Genomic DNA, 18,879 nt, shown 5'->3' with positions numbered 1-18,879 from the left:
GCTAGCCTCCAAATCCGTGACGCACGATCGCAACCGTTGCGAACGCCGTCAGCATGAAGATCATTGTCGCCGCGATCGAGCGCGCCGACAGCCGCGCGAAGCCGCAGACTCCATGGCCGGAGGTGCAGCCATTGCCCATCCGGCTGCCGAAGCCGACCAGCAGGCCGCCGATCGCGACAATCGCGAGGCTCGACGTCATCACGGGCCGCGGCAGCGGCGCGCCGAACAGCGCCGCAATCAGCGGCGCCGCGATCAGCCCCGCGACGAACGCGATCCGCCAGTCGCGATCGGACGGCGCGGCCCGCAGCAACCCGCCCAGAATGCCGCTGACGCCGGCCAGCCGCCCGGTGAGCAGCATCAGCGCCGCTGCGCCAAGCCCGATCAGCGCGCCGCCGAGAAGTCCGGAGAGTGGCGTCAGGTTATGCATGGCGGCAGGCTCGTTGCGGTGCAATCATCTTGATGCGAAGCATCAGCCGGGCGTTTGCCAGTGCACCATCATAGCGCGCCTGCCGAGGCAATGACAAAGCTAAACTGCGACGTGGACCGGGCCACTCAACGCGACAGGGCATCCGCCGCCAATTGTTCGCGGTACTCTTCGTCCAGAAACTGATCGGGTGACAGGCCGTCGTCATTCGTCCTGGCGTACATCCATCGCTTCATGCTTTCGGACGGATCAAACGGGCTTCGTCCCGTCCCGACAACAACGAACCATTGCCGTTGTGTCGTCCTGTCACGCGCCTCGAACAACCAATACCGCCTTTGCGCGTCCTGTCTCCGCGCGTGCGGGCCGCCAATATCAAACGCGGTCGGCTCTTCGCCAAGCATCAGGTGGTAATGACATCGAAAAAGATAGTCTTCGATTTCGATGTGCGAGTATGGAGCCACATCCGAAAGCCGATCGATGCTCGGTGTTTTCTCCCAGTCGATCGGAAACATAGCCATTCGCGTCTCGAGTCAGTCGCAGGGTGAACTAGGTTGTAGGGTGGGTTCGCCGACTGCGCGCGCGGTAGCTCTGCGAGCGAAGGCCGAAGGCGTAACCCACCATCGTTGTCGCGAAGGCCCGGTGGGTTACGCTTCGCTACCCACCCTACGAACTGCGAACTCTCTACACGTTAACACATATCGGCGGGCATTGTCCGCCCGTTGATCCAATCCGCCAGATCGCGCCACGGCTGCAACGTCCAATGTCCGGACGCCGCGCCTGATGGCGAGCATAGCACGAAAACCTCGGGAAAGCCGCTCATCGATGGCTGCCTGCCGAGCGAAATCGCGCTGGTCGGCTTGCGGTAGAACAGGCTCGCCGCCTTCTTGCTGGTGAAGGCTATGGTCCGCGGACGATGCGTCTCGATCTTCGCGCGGAAGCCCGCGACATCGAAGGATTGCGTGGCGATCTGGTGATCCATCCCGGCGCCGGACTTGGAGAGATCGGTGAAGCCGATGCCGAGCTCAAGCAGGGCTGTGAACTCGCTTGGCTGATAACACCGCGGCGCGATCCCTGCCTCATGCAGCGCTCGCCAGAAGCGATTGCCGGGATGGGCGTAGTAGTGCCCGACGGCGGCCGAGCGCGTGCTGGCGGCGGTGCCGACGAAGACGAGACGGAGGTCGGCGCGGAGTTGGTCGGGGAGGCGATGAGGGGCGTTGTCGGGCATCTTCAATGCGACCAATGGACTCTCTTCTATCATGGGCGGCGCATAATCGATACTTACACCGGTCTGCGGATAGGAGAACGAATTGCCAGTCGTAGGGTGGGTTAGCCGAAGGCGTAACCCACCACTGTTTGCGCGAGGGCTCGGTGGGTTACGCTTCGCTAACCCACCCTACGATCCATCACCTTGATACGAAGCATCAGCCGGGTGTTTGCCAGTGCGCCTTCATGGCGTGTCAGCCGCGGCAATGACAAAGGCAAACTCAGGATGCCCCGCTGAATCAGATCTCGCAGTCGATTGAGTTCAAAGCCTTACGCAAACCACCAAATGCGCTCAGTCGACAGGGCTCGGTGTCGCTTGCAGCCCTCGAACGCTCGGAAATGGTAGTTCGCTTGATATCGGCTTCCTTTGGCTTCGGCTTGGGAAGGACAGCGCCAACCTTCCTTGATTTGGGATGGTGCCGATGGTGGTTGATCACCCTCGGGGGCTCCGAAGGACCGATACTCTGGCCTTCCGACGGAGAAATGCGTTCGTCGCCTACAGATGGCTGCGCTGCCTTTTCGTTGCTCGCAGCGGCAATCTCCAGTCGATCACCCTTCGCCAACGCATCATGTGAATCGGAAATGCCTACGGTCGTTTCGGCATGGGGCTGGACGACCGCTGCCACGGTAGGCCGCGGAGTTCTGAGTTCCATTGCCGCTAGTAATCCTACACCCAATGGGATGAGGAGGCCCACCAACACCATTCTCAGCATGATGCTGCTCCGACCTGATAGTGTCGGCGAAAATTCTGCGATCTAATAAGGCAACTTGGCGGCGGCTCACGTAACATCCAGACCTGCGTGCAGGCCGTTTGCAAACAGGGTTAACCGCCGGCGTAGACGTTTCCTGACGCGCGACGCTGAATCGATGAACAGGATCGTCTCCGCCATTGGCGAGGCTGGTGCCACCCGAATTGACAGATAGCCTGCGAGCGCTTTGCGTTGATAGAGTCAAGCCGACGCTGCTGGTGGGAAACGGAGTTTCCGAATGGGTGTGGCGGGTTGGCGCTTCGCGCAGAAGAGAAACATGATCGGGCGGGCGGCCATTGTCGCCGCGCTCGAAGAGTGGGCGGTGATCTGCGCGACGGTGGTCGCGGCCGGCTCTTTGATCATGCTTGTGATCGTGGTCTACACAGATTGGCCGCAGTAGGTGGAACCGACCGCGGCCGGCGAGCACTGGCGCTGTCCTCGGGCGGGGCTCATGAAGCGAGAGCTGTCGCGTTCGGCGCTAAAGCGCGATGCGATCTGCATGAATCATCATCGCGCTTTGGCTTTGTTTGAGCATGTCTCCGCGCAAGCGCTCCGCGTTTGTCGCGAGGTAAAACCGCCTCACACTTCACCGATCACGCTCTATGCGGCACGAACGTACCCGTAGCGCAGGTTGGAGGGTTCCTTGGCCGCCAGTGTGTATTCATTTTTGAGCGCCGCGAGGCGATCTTCGGAAAAGGCTGGCATCTTGTTGTCAGCGGCCCTCAGCTTGATCTTGTAGAACCTGGTCGCATTACCGGAGAAGATCTGCTGCTTGACGGTGCTGTTGGCGTCGCCGAGCGGTGCAAATCCGTATTTTTTCTGCATGTCCTCCGGGATTTCAAGCCGGCGCAGCGCCTCGATCTGCCACTGCGGTGAGCCATACCAAACCGAGTCGGTGCCCCACATGACATGATCCACCCCCATGCCCTTGATCAGCGTGCCGACAAGAGCGGCGCAGAACTTCGGATGCGCGACCGCCGAGTTGGCAAATGACGTGCCCAACTCGGCATAGACATTGGTGACGCCGAATTTCTGCGGGATTTCCGCAAGATCCGAGGCCCACTGGATGCGGCCGGTTTGTTCGAAATCCGCCCACGCCTTGTCCGGCAACTCGAGGAACGCCCGCAGTGCAGAGTGATAGATCACGAAGTTCATCTGCGGCCAATCCTTGGCCGCCTTTCCGATGTCCCAAGCGGTTGCGTATTCCCACACGCCGGCAAACGATTTCTCATAATCGGGCGGCAGCAGTCCCTTGTGGATGCACAGCGTGTTGATGCCCGCCTTCACCGCCTTCTCGTAGAACGGATACATCACTTGCTCGTCGTCGAGGCGCCAGGGGAACTTGGAGGGCGCCAGCGGATCGCCGATCGTGTAGGACTTCCAGGAATCCGGTTTGTAGACCTCGATTGCCTTGTCAACCTCCTCCATCCAGCCGGGCTGTTTGGGCGTTATGACGCTGTGCGCCAGCAGGCGCCGGGAGCCAGCAAAGTCGTTGATGAGTTCACGCGCCTTGACGATCTGTTCGTTGGATAGCAGCCACCAGCTCGGATCGTCAAACGGCGCGCCACTCAAGAGAGCCATATGGGTGTCGCTGTCGTAGTAAATCTCCTTGACGTAATTCTGGAACTTGTAGCGGGCGAGCGACGAGACGCCTTCCTCCTTCATCTTCGGATTCCAGTGGTCACTCGCAAACTGCGCCAGTCCCAACAGCTCCTTATGATCGAACTCGTCGCGGACGAAGTGGGTCTGCACGTCAAAGATGAACTGGTCCGCGAGATTTTGCGACCGGGCAAGCATCAACTCGGGTTCGCGGGCCTCGGCCGGCGCGACCTGGAAAACGTTACCGTAGATATCGTTCATTGCGAGAAACGCCGCGGCCATGCCGCAGCTGGTGTGCAAGAACTGCCGCCGGCTCAGGCCGAGCCGTTTGCCGTTGGCATCGGCGAGTTCGTTGATACGCGTTTCAACCTGCTTCTGAATGGCGCTCTGCGGAGGCGGTAGATACTCGCCGTTTGATACGATCTGGGTAGGGATCGGCGTAGCAGCCGATGCTGCTTCGGCACCGGCAACGAGGCGCTGCTCACGTTCACTAAGCCAACTGCTCATCGTTCTCCTCCCTTAGTTAAGTGCGCGCATCATGCCGCGCGCTCGGCCACTTCCGATCCGCTAAGGGCGTACCGCGTTCTGTCCGCATCGCGCGATGAGAACGGAAGGATTGTTCGAGTTTGATCGGACTAAGCGGCGCCCCGCTTGCGCTCGTGGACTCAACGCCGAAACTCGTAGGGGCGCAAGCGAGGTAATTCGGCAGCGTCGCTGTCCCAACGCTTCATCCTGGGTGCTTGCCAGCAGGTCGGGCATGTCGGCCTTCTTGAACTTGGCGTTCATCTGCGCCATGCCCTTGTCGTTGAGCGCCGCCACGTAATCCCGCACGTCCAGATTATCGAGCAGTCGTAGGGTGGGTTAGCCGAAGGCGTAACCCACCATTGTCTGCCGAAGGCTCGGTGGGTTACGCTTCGCTAACCCACCCTACAATCCTTGGGCTCTCGGCTCGGACCTCGCGCGATGTCCGCTGCTGAACCGCTAGTAGGGCAAAGACTTCGCAGCAAAAAGGCCGGACTTCCGACCGGCCTTTGCTATCGCGTGGATGCGGATGCCCGGGTCAAAACCGGGCATGACAATGGAGAGTGGTGCTACCTCACAACACCCGATTGCTCTCCTTCACCTTCTCTGCATCGAGATACACGTTAGACCCCATCTCCCTGAACTTAGCGCTCATCTGCGCCATGCCGTCCTCGATCGTACCTGACACCGACATTCCGACGCCGGTCGGGTCGTTCAGCGTCGCCGCGTAGTCCCGCACGTCCTGGGTTATCTTCATCGAGCAGAATTTCGGGCCGCACATCGAGCAGAAATGCGCGACCTTGTGGGCTTCCTTTGGCAGCGTCTCGTCGTGGAAGTTCTTTGCGGTATCGGGATCGAGGCCGAGGTTGAACTGATCTTCCCAGCGGAAGTCGAACCTCGCGCGCGACAGCGCGTCGTCGCGCAGTTGCGCCGCGGGGTGGCCCTTGGCGAGATCGGAGGCGTGGGCGGCGATCTTGTAGGTGATGACGCCGGTCTTGACGTCGTTGCGATCGGGCAGGCCGAGATGCTCCTTGGGCGTCACGTAGCAGAGCATGGCGCAGCCGAACCAGCCGATCATCGCCGCACCGATCCCGGAGGTGATGTGGTCATAGCCCGGCGCGATGTCCGTCGTCAGCGGCCCAAGCGTATAGAACGGCGCCTCGCCGCACTCCTTGAGCTGCTTGTCCATGTTGATCTTGATCTTGTGCATCGGCACGTGGCCGGGGCCCTCGATCATGACCTGGCAGCCCTTGTCCCACGCGATCTTTGTCAATTCGCCGAGCGTCTCCAGTTCGGCAAATTGCGCGCGGTCATTGGCGTCGGCGATCGATCCTGGCCGCAGGCCGTCGCCGAGCGAGAATGAAACATCGTATTTCCGCATCAGATCGCAAATCTCTTCGAAGTGCGTGTACAGAAAACTCTCCTTGTGATGCGCGAGGCACCACTTTGCCATGATCGAGCCGCCGCGCGAGACGATGCCGGTGACGCGGTTGGCGGTGAGGTGGATGTAGGGCAGGCGCACGCCGGCGTGGATCGTGAAGTAGTCGACGCCCTGTTCGCACTGTTCGATCAGCGTGTCCTTGTACAGCTCCCAGGTCAGCTTGACGGGATCGCCGTCGCATTTCTCGAGCGCCTGGTAGATCGGCACGGTGCCGATCGGCACCGGCGAGTTGCGCAGGATCCATTCGCGAGTGGTGTGGATGTTGCGACCCGTCGAGAGGTCCATGACGGTGTCGGCGCCCCAGCGGATCGCCCACACCATCTTGTCGACTTCCTCTTCCACCGAGGAGGTCACGGCCGAGTTACCGATATTGGCGTTGATCTTGGTCAGGAAGTTGCGGCCGATGATCATCGGCTCGAGCTCGGCGTGGTTGATGTTGGAGGGGATGATGGCCCGTCCCCGCGCGATCTCGGAACGCACGAACTCCGGCGTGATGAAGGCCGGCACGGAAGCGCCGAAGCTCTCGCCGTCGGCAAGCGCTGCTTCGGCGCGCTCGAGCTGTGCTTTGCGACCGAGGTTCTCGCGCTCGGCGACGTAGATCATCTCCTTGGTGATGATGCCGGCGCGGGCGAATTCGAGCTGGGTGATCTTGTGGCCGTCGAGGCCGCGCAGCGGCGTGTGGTGCGCGGTGAATGCCTTCGCGGCATGCGCGGCGCCGACATTGCCGTTATCCTCCGGCTTGATGGTGCGGCCCTCATATTCCTCGACGCCGCCGCGCTGCTTGACCCAGGCGAGACGGTTGCGCGGCAGGCCGGCATTGACGTCGATCGTCACGGAGGGATCAGTGTAGGGGCCTGACGTGTCGTAGACCGGCAGGTTCGGCTCGCCGGCCCCTTCGGAGAGCCCGATCTCGCGCAGGGGCACACGGAGGTCGGGCGCTGCCTCGGGCGTTGCAAAAATCTTGCGCGAGGCGGGGAGTGCGCCGGTTGTGACGGCGGGACGGGTGCTGTCCGGATTGGAGCGAATATTCATAACGTGTCCTCCGTTTAAATTCCTGGTTAGGCGGCTCTGGCGTCCTGGCCAAGCCACTGCCGCACCCGCGCGTCGGGGTCGGCGTTCTGGGTGACGTCGCTGACGACGGCGATCGAGTCGGCGCCGGCGGCGAAGATCTCGGCCGCGTGCTCGAACTTGATGCCGCCGATCGCAACCAGCGGGATGTCGCCGATGCGCTGTTTCCATTCGGTGATCTTCGGAATGCCCTGCGGCGCAAACCGCATCGACTTCAGCGTGGTGAAGAAGATCGGGCCGAGCGCGACGTAGTCGGGTTTCGCGGCAAGCGCGGTCGCAAGCTCGGCGTCGTCATGGGTGGAGATGCCGAGCGTCAGCCGCGCCTTACGGATCTCGGCGAGATCGGCATCGGCGAGGTCTTCCTGGCCGAGATGCAGGTGCTCGGCGCCGGCGACGATCGCCGCCCGCCAATAATCGTTGACGACGAGTTTTGTCGGTGTGCCCTTGGTAATCGCGAGCGCGTCGGTGACGATCTGCAATGCCTCTCCGTCGTCGAGATCCTTGGCGCGCAATTGAATGGTGCCAACGCCGAGTTTCGTGAGCCGTTCGACCCAGGCGACGCTGTCGACCACAGGATAGAATCGATCAGGATACGCGTGGCGATCAGGATACGGCATGCCAGAACGGAGTCCCGAGGACAGGGGTTGAGGGGGAGGCGAAGTCGCGGGCTTCCATCAGCCCGGCCTCATGGGCGGTGCGGCCGGCCTCGACGCCGAGGCGGAAGGCATTTGCCATCGCGACCGGATCGGCGGCCTTCGCCACCGCGGTGTTGAGCAGCACGGCGTCGTAGCCGAGCTCCAGCGCTTCGGCCGCATGCGAGGGCGCGCCAATGCCGGCATCGACCACCAGCGTGATGTCGGGCAGGCGGTCGCGCAAAAGCTTCAGCGCGTCGCGGTTGATGATGCCTTTGGCGCTGCCGATCGGCGCGGCCCAGGGCATCACCACCTTGCACCCCGTTTCGACCAGGCGCGTCGCGACCGAAAGGTCCTCGGTGCAATAAGGGAACACCTCGAAGCCGTCCTTGATCAGGATCGTTGCGGCTTCGACGAGGCCGACCACGTCGGGCTGCAGCGTGTCGTTGTCGGCGATCACCTCGAGCTTGATCCAGGAGGTGCCGAACAGTTCGCGCGCGAGCTTCGCCGTCGTCACCGCCTCGCGCACGCTGCGGCAGCCGGCCGTGTTCGGCAGCACGGTGACGCCGAGCTCGCGGATCAGCGACCAGAATGCATCTCCGGTCTTGCCGCCGGCCGCCTCGCGCCGCAGCGACACGGTGACGATGCCGGCGCCAGAGGCGCGGATCGCGGCCTGCATGACCGCCGGCGAGGGATAGAGCGCCGTGCCGATCAGCAGGCGGGAGGCGAAGGATTTGCCGTAGAAGGTGACCATTAATGTCTCCGCATGTGGCGGTCTGCTCCCTCTCCCCGCTCTTGCGGGGAGAGGGTTGGGGTGAGGGGCTCGCTCCGCACGTACGTACGCCTCGATACCGGTACCCCCTCACCCGATCGCATCCTGCGATGCGATCGACCTCTCCCCGCAAGCGGGGCGAGGTGAAGAAGGGACGCGGCGACGGTTCTGTTCACATCATCCTCCCTGCCGCGGCGTGATGATCTCGATTTCGTCGCCGGCCTGCAGATGCGTCTCGGCCCAGCGGCTCTTCGGCACCACGTCGTAGTTCAGCGCGATCGCGAAATGGCTGCCCTCATACTCGAGCTCGGTCAACAGCGCGTCGACGCGCGAGGCGCTGATCTCCCGCTGCTCGCCATTGACGATCACGCGCATTGCACCACCTCATTGTCGATTTCGCCGCGCGCCACATAGGCAAGCGTCAGTTCGGCGAGCGCGGGCGCGAGCAGAAAGCCGTGACGGTAGAGTCCATTGACGCGGATATGGTCCCTGTCGATCGCAATCCGCGGCAGATTGTCCGGGAAGGCGGGGCGCAGACCTGAGCCGAATTCGACGATGCGCGCCTCCGCAAATGCGGGATGCACGGCATAGGCCGCGCCAAGCAGTTCCAGCGCCGAGCGCACGCTGACGCCGCGATCCTCGGCCTCGATCGAGGTCGCGCCCAGCATGAACCTGCCATCGCCGCGCGGGATCACGTAGAGCGGCCAGCGTGGATGGATCAGCCGCACAGGGCGCGACAGCTCGACCTCCGCGGTCTCGATCACGATCATCTCGCCCTTGACGCCGCGCAACGATGGCTCGCGGTCGCGCGCGAAAAGGCCGCGGCAATCGATCACGATGCCGTCGAGATCGTCAGCCTCGGCAGCGCTGTTGAACATGATGGCGCCGCCGGCTCTTGCGATCGCGGCATGAATTTGCGGCAGCACGCGGCGCGGCTCGACATGGCCCTCGTCGGGATAGAAGAGGCCATCGCGGAAACGACCCTCGAGCGACGGTTCGAGCTCGCTCAGCGCCCGCGCATCCAACCGGCGATGGCCGCTGGTGAGACGCGCGAAACGCTCGAAATCGGCGCGGTCGCGGGCATGGGCCACCACGAGCGAGCCGTTGAACGGAGTTTGCGGAAAATGCTGCCGCCACAGATCGAGCGAGCGAATGCCGAGCCTGGAGATCACGGGTTCGGATGCCTCCGCCTCGCACCATGGCGCGAGCATGCCGCCGGCCCAATGGCTCGCGGATTCCGTCATCGTGGCGTCACTGCGCTCATGCAGGGTGACTGCGTGTCCGGCCTGCGCGAACAACAGCGCATGCCAGGCACCGGCTATGCCTGCGCCGATGATGGAGACGGAGGATTCCCCCCGCGGTTCTGACGTCTGGTACATCCCTGTCCCTTCGCCGGCATGACCCGGATCAGGTTCAAAGGGTCACCGCGGTCTCGGACTGATCGCCAACTGGCTGGGTCCAAGCGTGCGGTATCTCAGCTCCTCCTCGGAGCACCCCTCGGAACGGTGTTAATGTAGGGCATTGGGCGGGCGTGTCAACGCGTTATGCCAGGAACCGGCGTATGGCTCCCGTGCCGTGGACGCAGCGCAGCGCTGCTGACGGCGCCCGTCGTAAGGATGGATCCCGGCTTTATGCGGCAGCGTTGCGCGAGCGCGCGCCGAATCCAGTACAACGGCGGCCAGAGCATGACCCGGAAAAGTTCGCAGCGGTTTTCCCTCGCGACAACCTAGTTCGCCGGTTGTTCCCGCTTCATCTCTGTGGCTACGGCCGCCTGCTGCTCCTGCCCCGCGAACTGCGGCGGCGCAATCGCGCCGACATGCCGCGCGCCCCTGAGGTGCTCGACCCGCTGCCGCTTTGCGACATAGTAATAGCCGCCCGCGAAATAGCGCACGGCTCGATTGGGATCGCCGTTGGCGGCGCGATAAGCGCCGGCCAGATACTGCACGCCATATTTCAGATTGGTCTCGGGGTCGCGCAGGCCCTCCGCTGTGCCGGAGTAGCCGAGGCCGCGGGCGGTGGCGAGCTTGATCTGCATCAGCCCGATGGTGCCGCCGCGCCCGATCAATTGCGGATGATACTTGCTCTCGCGCACGATGACGCGATGCACCAACTCCTCCGGAACGAGGTTCGCGTTCGCGTGCGCCGCCACCATCGCTTCATATTGCGCGCGCTGCTGCGCCTGCGCGGCAGGGGAAAGCACCAGCACCATCGCTGCGGCGAGCCATGCAAGGTTCTGAAGATCTTTCATTTTTGTTTTCGCTCGGGACGATAAGGTGCGCGTTCCTTTTTTCTCAGGCTCCTCATTGATACGACGAGCGGGCAGGAATGTGGCGAGACTTCCGCAATGTCGGCGGGACGGGTCCATCGTTTTTGCGGTGCGCGCGCGGCGAGCCAGCGTGTCACGTGCAAAAATAGTTAGACTTTTCTGAATCGATCTTGACACACGATTGTCGTGCAAACGACTCACGAAAGGTTTAGGATGCATCAAGACAGTGGGCACGCTTTCAGTCAGCACATCTGTCCATTCAAAGCATCAAGAAGCAAAAACTCATAAGGGAGATGCGCCATGGCTCGTCAGGACAACACCTTTATGCCTCGCGAAAATCCCTGCGCGCAGTGTGGCAAGCCAATCCCGCGTCCGGAGTGGGTGGAGCACAGCGAGGGACGCACGTCCTATCTGTGGACGTGCCGCGCCTGCAACTATCGCTTCGAAGCCATCGCGATCTACGAAGTGGAAGAACTGCGGCAGCCGCTCGCAGCATAACGCAGCGCCCCGATCACGCCGCGGATTTTCGCGCCTCCTGACGCACCGGCAGCTCGATACGGGCGACGAGGCCGTGCGGTTGCCGATCATGCAGCGAAAGCATGCCGCCATGCGCGAGCACGATGGTATTGGCGATCGACAGGCCGAGGCCAAAACCCTCGGCCTCGTCCATGTTGCGCGCGCGGTCGCCGCGCACGAACGGCTCGAGCACATTGGCCTTGTGCACGTCCGAGATTCCTGGACCGTCGTCCTCGATGTCAATGACGAACCTGTCTGCCTTGACGTCTAGACGGACCGTGGTCTGGCCGCCGAAGCGAACGGCATTCTCCACCAGATTGGTGATGCTGCGATGCAGGTCGCCGGGCCGCGCGGTGGCCATTGCGCGCTGCGGGCCCTCGTAGCAGACCTTGTGGCCCATGTCGGCGAACTGGTCGGTGACAAGCTGCAGCGTGCTGGCGATGTCGACCAGCGTCATTTCCTCGAGCTGGCGGTCGTGGCGCAGGAAAGACAGCACCGAGTCCAGCATCGAGCGCATCTGATCGAGGTCGCGCATCATGCGGCCGCGATGGGTCTCGTCCTCGATGAACTCCGCGCGCAGCCGCATCCGCGTGATCGGGGTGCGCATATCATGGCTGATCGCGGCCAGCATCTTGGTGCGGTCGTCGATCAGCATGGTGATGCGCTCGCGCATGCGGTTGAGCGCTCTTGCGAGGGAGCGGATCTCCTCCGGGCCGCGCTCGGACAGCGGGGCGGCCGTGCCGGTGAGGCTGAACGTCTCCGCGGCCTTCACGAAGGAGGACAGCGGCGCAGTCAGCGCCCACGCGGCCCATAACCCGAGCACGGTGACGCTGATGATCGCAAACAGCACCGTCATCATCCACGGCCCGCTCCAGAACGGCCGCAAGTAGGGGTCCGGCGTCAGGTTGGCTGCGATCATCGCGCCGTCGGGCAGGCGGATGACGACGCGGCGGATCTCGCCCTCGCGCGGCGCGGACTCTCCGTCGCGCGGCAGCAGGAAGACTTGATAGCCGGCGCCGAGCCGCCGCAGCGCGTGCAGGTTCGGCGTCTTTGGCTCGCTCAGGGGCTGGACCTCGGCGGGCAACGTAGCAAGCGCAAGCTGCGGAAATGCGCGCGCGATGTCCCCGATCAGCCGCGGCCGCTCGGCCGCCGGCGCAGTGCCGAGCAGTTGCGCGGCGGCGGCAAGCTGAGTGTGCCAGCGATCCGGCGGCTCGGGCTGGTCCGGCCGATGGATCAGGAAGCTCGCAGTGATGATCAGGTGCAGCGCCACCATTGACACGACCATCAGCGCCGCGATCTGTGCGCCGATGCCCCGCAGACTCAACGCGCGCAGGAATCTCATGATCAGCTGCTCGTGGCGGCAACCGCCTCCACCCTCGGGGTGAACATGTAACCGCCGGAGCGCACTGTCTTGATCATGGTGGCTTCCTGCGGATCGGGCTCGATCTTGCGGCGGATGCGGCTCACCAGCACGTCGATCGAGCGCTCGAAAGAGCCGGAGCTCCGCCCTTGCGTGAGATCGAGCAGGCTGTCGCGCGATAGCACGCGGCCGGGCCGCTCGCAGAAGGCGCGCAGGAGATCGAATTCGGCGCTGGTCATGGCGACGCGCGCGCCCTCGGGGTTGCGCAGCTCGCGCAGGCGGATGTCGATGCGCCAGCCGAGGAAGTTCAGCACGGTCGCGCCCTCGATCGCGCTGGCGTTGCGGGCGGCCGCCTGCCGGCGCAGCACGGCGTTGATCCGCGCCAGCAGTTCGCGCGGGTTGAACGGCTTTGCCAAATAATCATCGGCGCCCATCTCGAGGCCGAGAATGCGGTCGACGTCCTCGCCGCGCGCGGTCAGCATGATGATCGGCGTCTGCGATTCCGCGCGCACCTTGCGGCACAGGCTGAGGCCGTCCTCGCCGGGCAGCATGACGTCGAGGATCAGGAGATCGACCCTGTGGTCGGCCATCGCGCGTGCCATCTCATGGCCGTCGGATGCGGTGGTGACGTTGCAGGAATTGGTGCGCAGATATCTTGCGATGAGGGCTCGCGTCTCGCGATCGTCCTCCACGACGAGGATGTTGGGCATCGCCTGGGTCATACCGACTTTTTGTCCGAGATTCGGGGAAACCGCTCAGGAATTTTGTTTCAGTGTGTTTCTGCAAAAATCTCGCCCTGAAAGCTGGGTTAACAGGTCGGGCGCGCGGCGAAAAGGCCTTGCCGGATCAGGCTGGCGCGATCCTCGTGTGAGGTACCTGCGGTCGACGACACGCTGATAATCGTCCCAGCCAACGGTTCCAATAGGGAAGGGTAGCTGCCGTATCTCTCAGGAACCCGCCTCTTGGTGACGCGTTGGTTCCTGGGACTCATTCTGTTCAGGCGTGGAGGGTAAGATGGCAGTCGAGGCCATGGCCAGACCGCACCAACTCATTGCAAGCGATCGCGTCGAGGGCACGGCGGTGCGGCGGCCCAATGGCGACATGATCGGTCACATCGAACGGCTGATGATCGACAAGGCTTCCGGCAAGGTGTCCTACGCGGTGCTCAGCTTCGGCGGTTTCCTCGGCATCGGGAGCAATCTCATTCCATTGCCGTGGGGCCGCCTGCACTACAATCCGAAGTTCGAGGCTTATGAGCTCGACATCGACGACGACGAGTTGAAGCGCGCTCCATCGTTCCGGGCCGACAAGGATTTCGATTGGGGCGATCGCTCACGCGAGCTCGAGCTGCACCGCTACTACGGCGTGCCGCCCTATTGGGGCGGCTTTTGACCGCAAGTTCCGTAGGAACGGTTGCTGACGTGACGGGTTCTTCCAGCATCGATTTTGCAAACTGAGGAGAGCCCATAATGTTAGCGAGATACATCATCGCCGGCGTGGCCGGCTCCGCGCTGCTTGCGACCGCCGCGTTCGCGCAGACGCCGACGGATAAAAGTGACAAGGCCGAGATGGCGCCTGCGACGACGAGTGCGTCGTCGACGTCCTACCAGGGGAATTGGCGGGCCTCGAAGGTCGTCGGTCTCAGCGTTTACAACGACAAGAACGAGAGCGTCGGCTCGATCAACGATCTGCTGATGGACAAGAGCGGCGCCATCAAGGCCGTGGTGATCGGTGTCGGCGGCTTCCTCGGCGTCGGCGAGCATCTGGTCGCCGTGCCGCTCGACAAGGTGAAGCTCGTCGCCGAGCCTGTTGCCTACACGGGCGCATCGAATACCGGAAGCAGCAACAAGACGTCGACGACCACCACGGGAGCCGCCCCGGCGGCGACGTCGAAGGCGAACCCCTGGTATCCCGACCACGCGGTCTTCAACGCGACCAAGGATGAGTTGAAGGCGATGCCCGAGTTCAAATACTCGACCGAATGATGTGCATCGCTTGGCCTGAAATGCGAACGCGTCCGTCGATTGCCGGGCGCGTTTTGTTTTTGGGTGTGCGTCTTCGCGACTTTATCCTTCCGTCGCCTTGATCAGATTGTCGCGGAGTTCAACGACGCCCTTCTGCAATTTCAACACTTCCTCCGGCCGCAGTCCGTGCGGTTTCGCCAACATTGACTGCAGGCCCTGCTCGCATAGTTGCCGGCCAGCGTCGGTGAGGTTGACACGCACCTGCCGTTCGTCTGCGGGATCCCGCCGCCGGAGCAAATAGCCCATCGCCTCGAGCTTCTTCAGCATCGGCGTCAGGGTGTTCGATTCCAGAAACAGCTTTCTGCCGAGCTCGCTGACCGTTTGGCCGTCCTTCTCCGCAAGGGACACGATCGCAATCCATTGCGGATAGGTGAGGCCGAGCCGGTCGAGGCCCTGCTTGTACGCGCGTCCGTAGGCCAGGTTGGCCGTATAGATCGCAAAGCAGAGATAATCGGCCAAGCGACGATCGCTCGCGTTCGCCTGCGGCGGCTCCTCGGGATTCCCTCCCGGAATGGTCATGGAACCAAGATCGGCTGCCATAAACGTCCCTCCTCGCACGAATAAGTGAAGTCTCGCATCCATATATATCGTATCCGATCGAATCGGAAGGCTTGAAATTCGCTTACGAATGATTTTATATATCGTACACGAGTTGATCGTATGCGAAGTAATAGCGAAGGAGAGTTACGATGACTACCCTCAAGAACAGGAGTCTGATCAGGACTGTCGCCCTAGCCGCAGCCTTCTCGGCGATCACGGCAACGTCGGTGTTCGCACAAGCTGCGATTTCGGAACCGGCTGCCTATCAGGCCATGTATCCCTACCGCGACGTGCTCAATAACGGTGCGCCGACCCGCGCGGCGGCTTTGGTGTTGCAGCCGCCGGCGGTCCTGCAGGCCATTCAGAGGCGCGAATCCGGCCTTGATGCCGTCGAGGCGCCGCACCCCTACCACCACCGCAACAGGCATGCCGGCCGGTAAACTCACGGCGGACGTGGATCATTGTTTGGACCCACGTCACGCGAGATGAGCTGACCCCCGGCAGGGCACCCCCGGTAACATTACCCACAAATCGTGCGTGACATTGCTCTCGCCCCGCGACAGCGGGGGAGAGAGCCGAGGTCAGTGCGTCACGAGCGGGCAGCCGCCCTTGTCGAGTGGCCGGAATGCCTCGTCGCCGGGGACGGCGGCGAGGAGCTTGTAGAGGTCCCACTCGCCCTTCGATTCCGAGGGCTTCTTTACCTCGAACAGATACATATCGTGGACCATGCGGCCATCGATGCGGATCTTGCCGTTCTTGGCGAAGAAATCGTTGATCGGGGTCGCGCGCATCTGCGCCATCACCTTCGGCGCTTCGTCGCTGCCGATTGCCTCGATCGCCTTCAGATAGTGCATGGTCGCCGAGTAGAGGCCGGCCTGGATCATGGTCGGCATGTGGCCGACCTTGTCGTAGAAGCGCTTCGAGAACGCGCGGGTCTCGTCGTTCATGTCCCAATAGAAGGCATCGGTGACGATCAGGCCTTCGGTTGCCTTGATGCCGAGCGAGTGCGTGTCGGTGATCTCCTGCAACAGCGCAATCATCTTCTGGCCGCCCTGCGTCAGGCCGAATTCTGACGCCTGCTTCAACGCGTTGGTGGTGTCGCCGCCGGCGTTTGCCAACGCCACGACCTTGGCCTTGGAGGCCTGCGCCTGCAGCAGGAAGGACGAGAAATCCGACGAGTTCAGGGGATGGCGCACCTCGCCGAGCACTTTGCCTCCGCTCTCCTTGACGACGTTGGCAGCGTCGCGCTGCAACGCCATGCCGAAGGCGTAGTCGGCGGTGACGAAGAACCAGGTGTCCTCGCCGCGCTTGACCATCGCCTTGCCGGCGACGTTCGACAGCGCATAGGTGTCGTAGGTCCAGTGAACCGTGTTGGGCGAGCAGGCGATGCCAGTGATGTCGGACGAGCCGCCGCCGGAATTGATGTTGATCTTGTTCTTCTCGCGCGTCAGCGCCGAGATCGGCAGCGCAACCGAGGAGGTCGGCACGTCGAAGATCGCATCGACCTTCTCGTTGTCATACCAGTTGCGCGCGATATTGATGCCGACGTCGGGCTTGTTCTGGTGATCGGCGGCGACGACTTCGACCGGCTTGCCCTTCACCTTGCCGCCGTAATCGGAGACCGCCATCTCCACCGCAGCAAGCGAGCCCTTTCCGGTCGCGTCGGCGTAGAGGCTCGACATGTCGGTGAGCACGCCGATCTTGACGACATCGTCGGAAATCTGGGCATGGGCCGCGCCGCTGAATGCGGCAAGTGCGACACCGGCGGCTGCTGCGGCCAAAAGTGATTTCATCGTTTCTTCTCCCCGTCGTGTGTTGAGGGCTTCGTTTCACGCCGGCTGTTCTATCCGCCTGGCGACGCGCCGCAAAGCTGAAAGGCAATACGGGAACTGCGGACTGACCGAAAAGCGGGCAGGTTGAGCAACCGAACTCGCTTGCGGGGCGCGGAAACGGGAGCCTCAGAACGCGGGCAGTGTGGTCAGGGTGGCGTTGATCGTCCCTTCGGTTTCGACGATCACCCGCAACGTCTTTGAATCGAAGTCGATGCCGGCGAGGCGGATGCTGGTGACCTCGGCGGCGACGCGGATGCCTTCCTCGTTCTTCTGCAGGTCGGCGATCGCAGCCGCAATCTTGTGTTGCGCGTTGCTTGCGAACGGCTTCAGGTCGACGATCAGCTTGTCGGCGAGTGTCTGCTGCAGCCGCGGGATCACCGCGCGCGCGGCGGCGCCGAGCAGGCCGAACGCGGCCTCGGATTCGACGGCGAGCTCGACATCGGTCAGCCGTAGCGTCTGCTGCGCCTGGTCGAGTCGCGGGCGGCCCCAGATATGGACGGTCGCCTCGGCGCCGAGGCCGAAGAAACTCTTCTTTTCCTGGGCACGGACCAGGAGGGAGATCAGGAGGCGGTCGCCGGAGGCGGCGACGCTTGCACGCTTGACGGTGACGTCGACGGGCCCGGAACCGTCCTCGGGAAAGGTCTTGTTCTTGAGCTGCGCCTCGATCAGCTGGGTCAGCGAGGTGAAGGACATGTCGACCGGCATGCCGATCGCGACCCCGCCGGACATCGGCGGCACGATCGAGAGCTTTTCAGGAAACGGGCAGGTGGGCTTGGTCTCGCTTTCGGTGATGCGGGTTTCGGCCTCGATGCCCAGCGCCATGATCACCGCCGAGGCGTCGACCTTCGGCTGAGCCGCGATGGCTCGGGTCGGCCGCAGTTCCAGCCAAAGCGCCGGCAATGACGAGGTCCCGCCGGTGCCCTGCAGCGGGATCGAGCGGCAGGCCTTGGCCCATTGCGCACGTGCGTTGTTCTCGAAGCTCGGGTCGTTGTGCAATTTCTGCTGCACGGCGGCGAGTTGATCGGCGAGCTGCTTGTCGATCACCGGCTTGACCTGCGCCGGCACGCTGAGGCGCACGCCTGAGGCCGACAGGCTGGTGTCGCCGAGGCCGACCTGCGCCTGCAGGTTGGGCTCGATCCGCCAGGAGGCGCCAAGCTTCGGCCGCGAGGTCACGGTGACGTTGCCCTTGATCTCGGCGTTGGCATTGATCTGCTTGATGTTGACGGCGCCGATCTGCTTGGCGACGTTGCCGCCGAGCAGACTGCCGAGCGCATCGCCAACCGCGCCGGTCGCCTTGGCCGAGAGCGAGCCGGTGACGTTGAGCGTTCCGCCGATCGGCGTCGTCAGCGTCAGCACGTCCTGGCCGCCGCTGACCGCAATCGGGCCGCGCGATGCGGTCCAGCCGATGTCGGCGTTCTGCAGGATCTGCGACACCGGATTGTCGGCCTTGCCGCTGAATTGCTTCGGCGCGCTACGCTCCGCAGCATCGCGGATTGCGGACAGCGTCACCGCGACCTGTGCCACGACAGTCGAGGTGCGCGGCGCCGGCGACAGTGGCGGCAATTGCGCGAGCGGCGGTGGCGGCACCGTAGCCCGCGGCGCCAGCCAGTCCATGGCCTTCAGGCTGACCAGGAACGAGACCGCCACCACCGATACCCCGATCAGTATCGTTTTTGGATGCATCGGCAGACGCATCACTCCCCCGGATGAAATGAATCAGGCGACTTGTACAGGCCCGCCGATGGCGGCGCCAGTATGGCCGGATCAAGCTGCATCGGCGGCATAAGATGGCTCGTGCCGTCATTGACACGGCAGAGTTAACGATCGTGAACGCGACAACGGCCCCGGCGATGCCGGAGCCGCTGTCTCTA

At 63.2% G+C, this 18,879-nt stretch carries 21 protein-coding genes and 1 riboswitch; of the genes, 5 read left to right on the top strand and 16 right to left on the bottom strand.

What is annotated here, in order from left to right:
- Position 1 precedes the first annotated feature (1 nt).
- From JQ553_RS28715 to JQ553_RS28700, 4 genes are all read right to left on the bottom strand, one after another.
- Positions 2-427 carry a YeeE/YedE family protein gene (locus JQ553_RS28715; protein ID WP_212503407.1) on the bottom strand — a complete coding sequence of 142 codons (426 nt, stop codon included), beginning with the start codon at positions 425-427 and terminating at the stop codon, positions 2-4.
- Positions 428-552: 125 nt separating this feature from the next.
- Positions 553-942: a hypothetical protein gene (locus JQ553_RS28710; protein ID WP_212503406.1), complete on the bottom strand. Its 390-nt coding sequence runs from the start codon at positions 940-942 to the stop codon at positions 553-555.
- A 170-nt stretch (positions 943-1,112) separates the two neighbouring features.
- Entirely contained in the window at positions 1,113-1,649 is a 537-nt protein-coding gene (locus JQ553_RS28705) for a mismatch-specific DNA-glycosylase (protein ID WP_212503455.1), read from the bottom strand.
- A 277-nt stretch (positions 1,650-1,926) separates the two neighbouring features.
- Positions 1,927-2,400, bottom strand: coding sequence for a hypothetical protein (locus JQ553_RS28700; RefSeq protein WP_212503405.1), 474 nt, complete (start codon positions 2,398-2,400; stop codon positions 1,927-1,929).
- Between the two features lie 274 nt (positions 2,401-2,674).
- On the opposite strand from JQ553_RS28700, the gene JQ553_RS28695 reads away from it, so the two are divergent.
- Complete coding sequence (locus JQ553_RS28695; RefSeq protein WP_212503404.1) at positions 2,675-2,836, top strand: hypothetical protein; 162 nt, start codon at positions 2,675-2,677, stop codon at positions 2,834-2,836.
- A gap of 200 nt (positions 2,837-3,036) precedes the next feature.
- On the opposite strand, the gene JQ553_RS28690 is transcribed toward JQ553_RS28695, so the two are convergent.
- The 7 genes from JQ553_RS28690 to JQ553_RS28660 form a co-directional block, all read right to left on the bottom strand.
- Complete coding sequence (locus JQ553_RS28690; RefSeq protein WP_212503403.1) at positions 3,037-4,542, bottom strand: amidohydrolase family protein; 1,506 nt, start codon at positions 4,540-4,542, stop codon at positions 3,037-3,039.
- A 589-nt stretch (positions 4,543-5,131) separates the two neighbouring features.
- Positions 5,132-7,030, bottom strand: coding sequence for a phosphomethylpyrimidine synthase ThiC (thiC, locus tag JQ553_RS28685; protein WP_212503402.1), 1,899 nt, complete (start codon positions 7,028-7,030; stop codon positions 5,132-5,134).
- A 26-nt stretch (positions 7,031-7,056) separates the two neighbouring features.
- Positions 7,057-7,683 carry a thiamine phosphate synthase gene (locus tag JQ553_RS28680; protein ID WP_212503401.1) on the bottom strand — a complete coding sequence of 209 codons (627 nt, stop codon included), beginning with the start codon at positions 7,681-7,683 and terminating at the stop codon, positions 7,057-7,059.
- On the bottom strand, positions 7,670-8,452 hold the full coding sequence (locus tag JQ553_RS28675; protein WP_212503400.1) for a thiazole synthase: 783 nt from the start codon (positions 8,450-8,452) through the stop codon (positions 7,670-7,672). Before JQ553_RS28675 ends, JQ553_RS28680 begins: the two co-directional genes overlap by 14 nt.
- Positions 8,453-8,647: 195 nt before the next feature.
- Positions 8,648-8,845, bottom strand: a complete 198-nt coding sequence (gene thiS / locus JQ553_RS28670; RefSeq protein ID WP_212503399.1) for a sulfur carrier protein ThiS — start codon at positions 8,843-8,845, stop codon at positions 8,648-8,650.
- Positions 8,836-9,849 carry an FAD-dependent oxidoreductase gene (locus JQ553_RS28665; RefSeq protein WP_212503398.1) on the bottom strand — a complete coding sequence of 338 codons (1,014 nt, stop codon included), beginning with the start codon at positions 9,847-9,849 and terminating at the stop codon, positions 8,836-8,838. The genes thiS and JQ553_RS28665 overlap by 10 nt, the downstream gene beginning before the upstream one ends.
- A riboswitch (TPP riboswitch) is annotated at positions 9,837-9,978 on the bottom strand. Its footprint overlaps the gene before it by 13 nt.
- 218 nt (positions 9,979-10,196) lie before the next feature.
- A complete protein-coding gene (locus JQ553_RS28660) occupies positions 10,197-10,718 on the bottom strand; it encodes a lytic transglycosylase domain-containing protein (RefSeq protein WP_212503397.1) in 522 nt (173 codons plus the stop codon).
- A gap of 318 nt (positions 10,719-11,036) precedes the next feature.
- Between JQ553_RS28660 and JQ553_RS28655 the strand changes: the two genes are divergently transcribed.
- Complete coding sequence (locus JQ553_RS28655) at positions 11,037-11,234, top strand: hypothetical protein (RefSeq protein ID WP_212503396.1); 198 nt, start codon at positions 11,037-11,039, stop codon at positions 11,232-11,234.
- 13 nt (positions 11,235-11,247) lie between these two features.
- Here JQ553_RS28655 and JQ553_RS28650 read toward each other — a convergent pair whose 3' ends face one another.
- Together JQ553_RS28650 and JQ553_RS28645 are read right to left on the bottom strand one after the other, a co-directional pair.
- Complete coding sequence (locus JQ553_RS28650) at positions 11,248-12,594, bottom strand: ATP-binding protein (protein ID WP_212503395.1); 1,347 nt, start codon at positions 12,592-12,594, stop codon at positions 11,248-11,250.
- A 2-nt stretch (positions 12,595-12,596) separates the two neighbouring features.
- A complete protein-coding gene (locus JQ553_RS28645; protein WP_212503394.1) occupies positions 12,597-13,334 on the bottom strand; it encodes a response regulator in 738 nt (245 codons plus the stop codon).
- Positions 13,335-13,626: 292 nt separating this feature from the next.
- Between JQ553_RS28645 and JQ553_RS28640 the strand changes: the two genes are divergently transcribed.
- Entirely contained in the window at positions 13,627-14,004 is a 378-nt protein-coding gene (locus JQ553_RS28640) for a PRC-barrel domain-containing protein (protein WP_212503393.1), read from the top strand.
- Between the two features lie 77 nt (positions 14,005-14,081).
- Entirely contained in the window at positions 14,082-14,597 is a 516-nt protein-coding gene (locus JQ553_RS28635; RefSeq protein ID WP_212503392.1) for a PRC-barrel domain-containing protein, read from the top strand.
- 81 nt (positions 14,598-14,678) lie between these two features.
- Here the strand turns inward: JQ553_RS28635 and JQ553_RS28630 are convergent, their stop codons facing one another.
- Entirely contained in the window at positions 14,679-15,176 is a 498-nt protein-coding gene (locus tag JQ553_RS28630; protein ID WP_212503391.1) for a MarR family transcriptional regulator, read from the bottom strand.
- A 149-nt stretch (positions 15,177-15,325) separates the two neighbouring features.
- Here JQ553_RS28630 and JQ553_RS28625 point away from each other — a divergent pair, with 149 nt between their 5' ends.
- Positions 15,326-15,616 carry a hypothetical protein gene (locus JQ553_RS28625; protein ID WP_212503390.1) on the top strand — a complete coding sequence of 97 codons (291 nt, stop codon included), beginning with the start codon at positions 15,326-15,328 and terminating at the stop codon, positions 15,614-15,616.
- Positions 15,617-15,757: 141 nt separating this feature from the next.
- Here the strand turns inward: JQ553_RS28625 and JQ553_RS28620 are convergent, their stop codons facing one another.
- Positions 15,758-16,969: an ABC transporter substrate-binding protein gene (locus JQ553_RS28620; RefSeq protein WP_212503389.1), complete on the bottom strand. Its 1,212-nt coding sequence runs from the start codon at positions 16,967-16,969 to the stop codon at positions 15,758-15,760.
- 165 nt (positions 16,970-17,134) lie between these two features.
- On the bottom strand, positions 17,135-18,703 hold the full coding sequence (locus JQ553_RS28615) for a DUF4403 family protein (RefSeq protein WP_212503388.1): 1,569 nt from the start codon (positions 18,701-18,703) through the stop codon (positions 17,135-17,137).
- Positions 18,704-18,879: the final 176 nt, after the last annotated feature.

The organism is Bradyrhizobium lablabi, assembly GCF_018131005.1.
GTDB lineage: Bacteria > Pseudomonadota > Alphaproteobacteria > Rhizobiales > Xanthobacteraceae > Bradyrhizobium > Bradyrhizobium lablabi_D.
Note: the sequence above shows the minus strand (reverse complement) of the source record. Positions and strands in the feature narration are given on the sequence as shown.

Excerpts from the sequence above, each read along its gene's own strand:
- JQ553_RS28680 (WP_212503401.1), bottom strand. The coding sequence starts at position 7,683 with ATGCCGTATCCTGATCGCCACGCGTATCCTGATCGATTCTATCCTGTG.
- JQ553_RS28635 (WP_212503392.1), top strand. The coding sequence starts at position 14,082 with ATGTTAGCGAGATACATCATCGCCGGCGTGGCCGGCTCCGCGCTGCTT.
- thiS (WP_212503399.1), bottom strand. The coding sequence starts at position 8,845 with ATGCGCGTGATCGTCAATGGCGAGCAGCGGGAGATCAGCGCCTCGCGC.
- JQ553_RS28655 (WP_212503396.1), top strand. The coding sequence starts at position 11,037 with ATGGCTCGTCAGGACAACACCTTTATGCCTCGCGAAAATCCCTGCGCG.
- JQ553_RS28690 (WP_212503403.1), bottom strand. The coding sequence starts at position 4,542 with ATGAGCAGTTGGCTTAGTGAACGTGAGCAGCGCCTCGTTGCCGGTGCC.
- JQ553_RS28715 (WP_212503407.1), bottom strand. The coding sequence starts at position 427 with ATGCATAACCTGACGCCACTCTCCGGACTTCTCGGCGGCGCGCTGATC.
- JQ553_RS28665 (WP_212503398.1), bottom strand. The coding sequence starts at position 9,849 with ATGTACCAGACGTCAGAACCGCGGGGGGAATCCTCCGTCTCCATCATC.
- JQ553_RS28640 (WP_212503393.1), top strand. The coding sequence starts at position 13,627 with ATGGCAGTCGAGGCCATGGCCAGACCGCACCAACTCATTGCAAGCGAT.
- JQ553_RS28645 (WP_212503394.1), bottom strand. The coding sequence starts at position 13,334 with ATGACCCAGGCGATGCCCAACATCCTCGTCGTGGAGGACGATCGCGAG.
- JQ553_RS28650 (WP_212503395.1), bottom strand. The coding sequence starts at position 12,594 with ATGAGATTCCTGCGCGCGTTGAGTCTGCGGGGCATCGGCGCACAGATC.
- JQ553_RS28710 (WP_212503406.1), bottom strand. The coding sequence starts at position 942 with ATGGCTATGTTTCCGATCGACTGGGAGAAAACACCGAGCATCGATCGG.
- JQ553_RS28615 (WP_212503388.1), bottom strand. The coding sequence starts at position 18,703 with ATGCGTCTGCCGATGCATCCAAAAACGATACTGATCGGGGTATCGGTG.
- JQ553_RS28630 (WP_212503391.1), bottom strand. The coding sequence starts at position 15,176 with ATGGCAGCCGATCTTGGTTCCATGACCATTCCGGGAGGGAATCCCGAG.
- thiC (WP_212503402.1), bottom strand. The coding sequence starts at position 7,030 with ATGAATATTCGCTCCAATCCGGACAGCACCCGTCCCGCCGTCACAACC.
- JQ553_RS28625 (WP_212503390.1), top strand. The coding sequence starts at position 15,326 with ATGACTACCCTCAAGAACAGGAGTCTGATCAGGACTGTCGCCCTAGCC.
- JQ553_RS28695 (WP_212503404.1), top strand. The coding sequence starts at position 2,675 with ATGGGTGTGGCGGGTTGGCGCTTCGCGCAGAAGAGAAACATGATCGGG.
- JQ553_RS28675 (WP_212503400.1), bottom strand. The coding sequence starts at position 8,452 with ATGGTCACCTTCTACGGCAAATCCTTCGCCTCCCGCCTGCTGATCGGC.
- JQ553_RS28700 (WP_212503405.1), bottom strand. The coding sequence starts at position 2,400 with ATGCTGAGAATGGTGTTGGTGGGCCTCCTCATCCCATTGGGTGTAGGA.
- JQ553_RS28705 (WP_212503455.1), bottom strand. The coding sequence starts at position 1,649 with ATGCCCGACAACGCCCCTCATCGCCTCCCCGACCAACTCCGCGCCGAC.
- JQ553_RS28620 (WP_212503389.1), bottom strand. The coding sequence starts at position 16,969 with ATGAAATCACTTTTGGCCGCAGCAGCCGCCGGTGTCGCACTTGCCGCA.
- JQ553_RS28660 (WP_212503397.1), bottom strand. The coding sequence starts at position 10,718 with ATGAAAGATCTTCAGAACCTTGCATGGCTCGCCGCAGCGATGGTGCTG.